Origin of the sequence: Ascidiimonas meishanensis, from assembly GCF_037782385.1 — a bacterium.
GTDB lineage: Bacteria > Bacteroidota > Bacteroidia > Flavobacteriales > Flavobacteriaceae > Ascidiimonas > Ascidiimonas meishanensis.
This window is the reverse complement of the sequence record NZ_JBBEXD010000052.1, coordinates 1-699: the sequence shown is the minus strand read 5'-3', so window position 1 is coordinate 699 and position 699 is coordinate 1. Positions and strand designations below refer to the sequence as shown.

Here is a 699-nt window from a genome sequence, read left to right as displayed (position 1 = left end):
TCTTGGTAGCCAACTCCTTCTTTTTCCAGAAATACGGTGCGTAGTGATTCATGACGATTAACAATTTGTTTGAAACAGGAAGATAAAAGTTCGTAATTTAGTTTTCCGGTAATACGCAATACAGAAGGCAAATGATAGTTTGTTGTACCTTCAATTTTATCAAGAAACCATAAACTCTCCTGTGAAAACGACAAGGGAATAGCATCTTTAATTGTAAAATTATCCACCCGCTTTTTTAGTAGTTTTTTTGATGATACCGATTGTGCATTTTCCCTAGTTCTCAAAAATGAAATTATTTCAAGTTTGAAATCTTTAAGTTGAGCTAGTATATTTTTATTAGGTTTAGATCCCTTTTTTACTTTTAATTTTAGCGCATCATCTTCCAGAAAGATTAGTATTCCTTCATTTTTTGCGTTTTGCAATAATCTGACTATTTCTTTATTTGCTAATGCCATTATTTTATATAATAGGAGTCTATTTTATTTTTAAAGAGTGTATTCTTCATAGTCACTTTCATCCATATTTATCGTTAATAGATCAATATAGCTGTGGAGCCTACTTATTGTGGGATATTCAAATAAGTCTGTTAGACTTATAGTGATGTCAAATGTTGAATTTATTTTTGTGAATAAGCGCATGGCCTTAATAGAATCTCCCCCCAGTTCAAAGAAGTTATGGGTGGTACTGATCTTTTCTGCT

The 699-nt window shown here is 31.5% G+C and carries 2 protein-coding genes; both read right to left on the bottom strand.

Annotation, left to right across the window (positions count from 1 at the left end):
• Positions 1-455, bottom strand: a 455-nt coding sequence (locus WBG07_RS19385) for a condensation domain-containing protein (protein ID WP_340203789.1), incomplete at its 3' end; no start/stop codon positions are given.
• Positions 456-485: 30 nt separating this feature from the next.
• On the bottom strand, positions 486-699 hold a 214-nt coding region (locus tag WBG07_RS19380; protein WP_340203787.1), incomplete at its 5' end, for an acyl carrier protein.